The following is a 4,783-nucleotide window of genomic DNA, read 5'->3' on the forward strand; positions in this document are numbered from 1 at the left end:
ACACCAGGGACGCCGCCGGCAGACTTCAAAATCTCTGCAAGAATTGAAGTCGAGCTATCCCCGACAAGGGCGAGATGTCTTTTTTTTCTGAGGCTGAATCTCATTTCATCTTCTTTTTTGGCTTCTTACAATAATCAAAGGATGTTAGACCGCAATTGGCTTTTTAAAAAACAGATTAATACGTTCTCAGTTTCGGGTTGCCTGAAAAAATTTTATAAGCATCAAGTAATCCGGCGTTTGAAAGAATCGCCAGGTTTTTTTGAAGTCCAGGGTGTTTAGGCGAAATATTGTAGGCCTGGGAAAAATATTTTGCAGCGGGGCCATGTAATCCAAGTTCAGAAAGTGCAATTCCAAGATTTATCAGTGGCTCAATCCTTTGAGGATCGGCTTGAACCGCCGCATGAAGGGAATAAATGCCGTCCCAGTGTTTCTGTCTTCTTATGCTGTCAACGCCCAGATTGTTGAGTGAGGCTGTTTCATCTGTCGATTTTTTCGGGGAAGATTGAATTGTCTCCGGCACTGTTGAGGCGGGTGATGAGAGTATCACTTTCTGTTCTGCAGGGCTTGATGTTGTCTGGTCCTGCGGCGCTTTTGATTTGGGAGAACTGTTTTGTAACGTTTGCCGTGAAAGAAACAGATACGTTCCAGAAATAACAAAGACGCTGAAAACAGCAATGAAGGCAATGGTGCGTCTTTTTTTCGAAGAACGTGATACCGGGGCAATCTTTAATTCAGACGAGACATGATATGTTTCGTTTTTCCTTATTTTTTCAAGGGTATTAAAAAGTTTGCTCACGTCTTAAGCCGTTTGAACCGTTTGAGTTGTTTGAACCGATTGAGCCGTTAAAGCTGTTCGAATTATTTTTTACCATTGGGAAGGACGCTTCCCTGCTGCATCAATGTTGTCGGTAAAGGATCGGTCGTCATTCAAATAGAAAAGAGCCCCGACAACTCTGCCATCGGCGTTTCGTTCATTTCCTGGGTAATATGCCCAGCAGGTTGATTCATCTCCGCGGCGGATTTCTGTCTGGATATCAGCAAGACTCTTGTATGCAACAGCAGAACTGTTCTGGGACATGGCAGATGTCATGTCCGGAAGAATGCATGGGGGTAATGTTTTGTTCTGTTCAGTAGAGTAATGGTCGGTTCGAACGAGTTTTAAATTGTGCAGCGATACGGGGCGGGTGGAAAGTCGAAGCTCATTAAACTGAACTTCTTCCAATGTAGGCCAGTCCGGGTTGTCACCTTCAGGCCCGGTGTTAACTCCGGATACCAGTATTTTTGCGTGGGCAAGTTCAATTCCTCCCCGAATTGCCGAGATTTTTCCTTTAGTTACAGCAAATTTGGCTTCCTTCTGCATGTCAAGATAATGCGGTATTGCAACAGCGGAAAGGATGCCGAGGATAATCATGACGATTACCAGTTCAAGCAGTGTAAAACCTTTATTGCGGGATTTCTGAGACACCGGGGACCTCCTTTAAGAGTGTGGATAGTTCAGGCCACGGTAATAAGGGGGAATCAATTTTATTACTTATAGCATACCAGTGGATAATGTCAAAGAAAAACAGGAGGTTAAATAGGGCCTTTTGTCCTTTTGTTCTGACATGAACGAGGAGTGGGGCTCAATGACAATTATGCGTCAACGGTAAATAATCATATGACCTTTTTTAATAAAAGAACCAATGTATTGAAAAGTCGGTGAAGGTTTGCCGGGAATAATTGTATTGGTTGGTAACTATCTGATTATAAAATATATTTTATCTCTATCTCTCTGCTTAAGCCAAGGTTCGGATAATTTGCGCGGACATTGATAATCGATGGATTATTGACGCCGCCGGGACTGTCGATTGGCGGGACGCCGGTTGTTGTCGTGTAACCGTTGACAATTGGGAAGGTAAACCCGCCACATGCACCGGCCCAAATGCCGCCGCCGTCATAGCAGAGAATTTTTAACTGGGCGGCGGATTCGGCAGAGTAAAGACCCTGGGCCCAGACGTAATCCTCTCCCGAGGAAATAGAATCTGTGGAAACATGCCTGGTGATTACCAGGCCGAATAAAGAGACAACCACCACCACAAAAATGACGGCAATAAGACCCATGCCCCGGTTGTTTCTGAAAAGGATGTCTGTGCAGTTTTTAAGGGACATTTCTGATCTGTACCTCTTTGTGAAAATCGACATCTTCACCATTTCTTGAGATTGTAAAATCTATTGTCACTATGGCGTTTCTTGAGAGCGACCCCGGTTGATACCCGAAAATGAGGTTTGAAACCTCTCTTGCAAGGGGGTAGCCGCCGTTTGCAAAAATGATACTGGAACCCACCGTAACAGGCGCGGTTTCACGTAACAGGGTGGTTCCACTCAAAAAGTATCTGACTGCCTGGTCAACTGCATAAAATCGCTTATTGGGGGATGCGGCCTTGACGTTAGGAATCAGATCCATTTTCCGAGGACCGGAGTTTCCTGTAACGGAATAGAGTCGCTGGGATCCTGCAGGAATATCATTGAAATCACCCCAGCTTCGATTGTAAATAGAGATAATCGGATTTGTTGTCGAATCAAGGGCCATTGACAGGTCTCTGATAAAGGCTTTCCCTACGGGGTTATTGTCGGAATATTGTCCGAAAACATATTCTCCCGGATCACAAAGAGGTGCCACCGTATCGGTGCATCTCATCGCCTGTTCGTCAATGGAGCCGAATTGCAGGTCTGTTGCTGATGCTGGATTGATTGCATTGGGAATGGCATTATGCAGCTCCCGTTCCATGCGGACCAGGGCGGTTTTGCCTTCCTCGTAAATATCCAGCCGCGCATCCGTTGCCTTGAATCCCCTGAAAATTTCACTGATGAATTCCGAACCCATCATCCCCATAACTCCCAGGAGTACAATTACCATGATCAGTTCCATCAGGGTGAAGCCGTTCGGTTTTTTTTTCTTGCGTTGAATCATGATTTTCACAGGTTGCAGGAGACTGCAACATAAGTAAAGTCTTCACCAAGTGGTGATTCAACTTTGACCTTGATCAGTTTTGTATCCGAGGTAACCCCGGCGCCGAGAAATGCGGTTGACGGGGCGATGGGGTCGGTGTTGCTGGCAATATAGCCTACCCATACCTTACGGGTATAGCCGGAGATTGAAATGAGATTATCGTTCTGGTCCCTGAGGTTACCGGATGTTTCATCAAGGCCGTTATAATCGTCAACATCATTCCAGTTGGCCCTGGATGCTTCTCCGTCTGTCCCAAGAGCGGCAAAAGGGGTTGAAGACCCATTTGCCGGCACACGTGTGCTTTCGTCTGTGTCCAGTGGGCCGCCTCCCACCGGGGTGAGTTGGTCCCATTTTTTTGAAAGAATTTCATCCATCAACGCCTGGCCGAGCGATACGGCCTTCTGGCGGACAAGAGGATCCGGGCTGTGGGCAATGGATTTGAAAAAAGGGATGAGGATCAGCGAAACAGAACCCAGAATGACGATGGTCATAATTATCTCAATAAGGGTAAAGCCCGGGCCGGAGAATCGAAGCTTCAATTCAGGGCGTGGAAATGCATGAGTCCTGTTTGCCGACTCTGGTGTTTTCCTGGTTGATTTCATCGAGTTATTCATGGCAAAATAATTCAATTGACAAGGTATTTTGAAAATATATCTTTTTCTGCCTTCTGCCTTCTGCCTTCTGCCTTCTGCCTTCTGCCTTCTGCCTTCTGCCTTGTGTTATTCCACATAGCCTGTTTCCGGATAGATTGTCACGGTTATCGGTGGTGTTCCTATAGAAAATATTGTTACGCCAAGCAGTGCTCCGTCAAGGGCGTTGATCGGTTCTCCCAGGGCGTTGAAAGCTACTGACCCTGCTGTGATGGAAATATCCCCAACCAGTTTTTTGGGATATGCCTCATCAAGGGGATCGGTTGCGGTTTCGGAGTTGTCGGCACGGCGGATGGTGTATTGATTTCCGGCAACGATTATCGACCATGCAGCATCGAAAGTCGTGTATTGCCGGGTCATGGCAATGTGCTGGGCATAACGCACGGCCCGTTTGAATTCATCGACTGCCGCCTGTTCTTCCATGCCGCTTGGCCATTTGACCACGGCCACCGTTGAAAGAATACCGATCAGCAGTATCACCATGACAAGTTCGATCATGGTGAAGGCCTTTTGGTTTCGTATGAACTGCAGGTTGTTCGTCAACATTTGCGGATGACTTTTCAAAAGTGTTTTGATTTGTGCGAGTAATTCATCTTTGAGATTCTACAAAGAACTTACCGGGAATATCAACAATCTGCAACTATCTGACGATTTCCTGCCAGTTGATGATCCGGTCATTGCCGCGGTAAATGCCGAAAAGTGCCTCTGCCTGGAATCCGGGAAATGCATCGGGCTCAAGCCATGGACTTAACGGGAGTGTATAGGCAATGGTTACGCTGCCTCCTGGATCGCCGGGGTCGGTTGATGGATCAGGGGTTAATGTGAGAATTGCCACGCCGGAAGTGACGGGTAAAGGAGATGCCGGGGTTTCAGAAAGAATTGACACTTCGGTGGTGGAGGTCGAGTAGGTTATTGAAGTGGAACTGTCCAGAGGGTTAAGCAGCCAGTCCGTGCCATCGTAATACTCAGTATAGACCAGGACCTTAATGGGTTCAGTGTCCGTACCGAAACCGTTCATCGCCGTGGCCCGGCCGTAGCGGATATCGATTGCTCCGCAGGATGGGGTGATATCCTTGGGGGTGCCCAGGTCGTTCGCGGTCACCCCGTCGCTGTCGGCAATAGCCGTGAGCTGAATCAACAGGTC

General features: G+C 47.2%; 7 protein-coding genes. All 7 read right to left on the reverse strand.

Annotated elements, in window-relative coordinates:
- Positions 1–175: 175 nt before the first annotated feature.
- Positions 176–796 carry a tetratricopeptide repeat protein gene (locus tag KKE17_13735; GenBank protein ID MBU1711059.1) on the reverse strand — a complete coding sequence of 207 codons (621 nt, stop codon included), beginning with the start codon at positions 794–796 and terminating at the stop codon, positions 176–178.
- Positions 797–865: 69 nt separating this feature from the next.
- A complete protein-coding gene (locus KKE17_13740) occupies positions 866–1,465 on the reverse strand; it encodes a prepilin-type N-terminal cleavage/methylation domain-containing protein (GenBank protein MBU1711060.1) in 600 nt (199 codons plus the stop codon).
- Between the two features lie 278 nt (positions 1,466–1,743).
- Positions 1,744–2,148, reverse strand: a complete 405-nt coding sequence (locus KKE17_13745) for a hypothetical protein (protein MBU1711061.1) — start codon at positions 2,146–2,148, stop codon at positions 1,744–1,746.
- Positions 2,138–2,950, reverse strand: a complete 813-nt coding sequence (locus KKE17_13750; protein ID MBU1711062.1) for a prepilin-type N-terminal cleavage/methylation domain-containing protein — start codon at positions 2,948–2,950, stop codon at positions 2,138–2,140. Before KKE17_13750 ends, KKE17_13745 begins: the two co-directional genes overlap by 11 nt.
- Before the next feature lie 5 nt (positions 2,951–2,955).
- On the reverse strand, positions 2,956–3,591 hold the full coding sequence (locus tag KKE17_13755) for a prepilin-type N-terminal cleavage/methylation domain-containing protein (protein ID MBU1711063.1): 636 nt from the start codon (positions 3,589–3,591) through the stop codon (positions 2,956–2,958).
- A gap of 117 nt (positions 3,592–3,708) precedes the next feature.
- Positions 3,709–4,185 (reverse strand): type II secretion system GspH family protein, encoded by a 477-nt coding sequence (locus KKE17_13760; protein MBU1711064.1) that lies wholly within the window; start codon positions 4,183–4,185, stop codon positions 3,709–3,711.
- A 94-nt stretch (positions 4,186–4,279) separates the two neighbouring features.
- Positions 4,280–4,783, reverse strand: a 504-nt coding sequence (locus KKE17_13765) for a hypothetical protein (GenBank protein MBU1711065.1), incomplete at its 5' end; no start/stop codon positions are given.

The organism is Pseudomonadota bacterium (genome assembly GCA_018823135.1).
In the GTDB taxonomy this organism is placed as follows: Bacteria; Desulfobacterota; Desulfobulbia; order Desulfobulbales; family CALZHT01; genus JAHJJF01.

Excerpts from the sequence above, each read along its gene's own strand:
- KKE17_13745 (MBU1711061.1), bottom strand. The coding sequence starts at position 2,148 with ATGTCCCTTAAAAACTGCACAGACATCCTTTTCAGAAACAACCGGGGC.
- KKE17_13750 (MBU1711062.1), bottom strand. The coding sequence starts at position 2,950 with ATGATTCAACGCAAGAAAAAAAAACCGAACGGCTTCACCCTGATGGAA.
- KKE17_13755 (MBU1711063.1), bottom strand. The coding sequence starts at position 3,591 with ATGAAATCAACCAGGAAAACACCAGAGTCGGCAAACAGGACTCATGCA.
- KKE17_13760 (MBU1711064.1), bottom strand. The coding sequence starts at position 4,185 with ATGTTGACGAACAACCTGCAGTTCATACGAAACCAAAAGGCCTTCACC.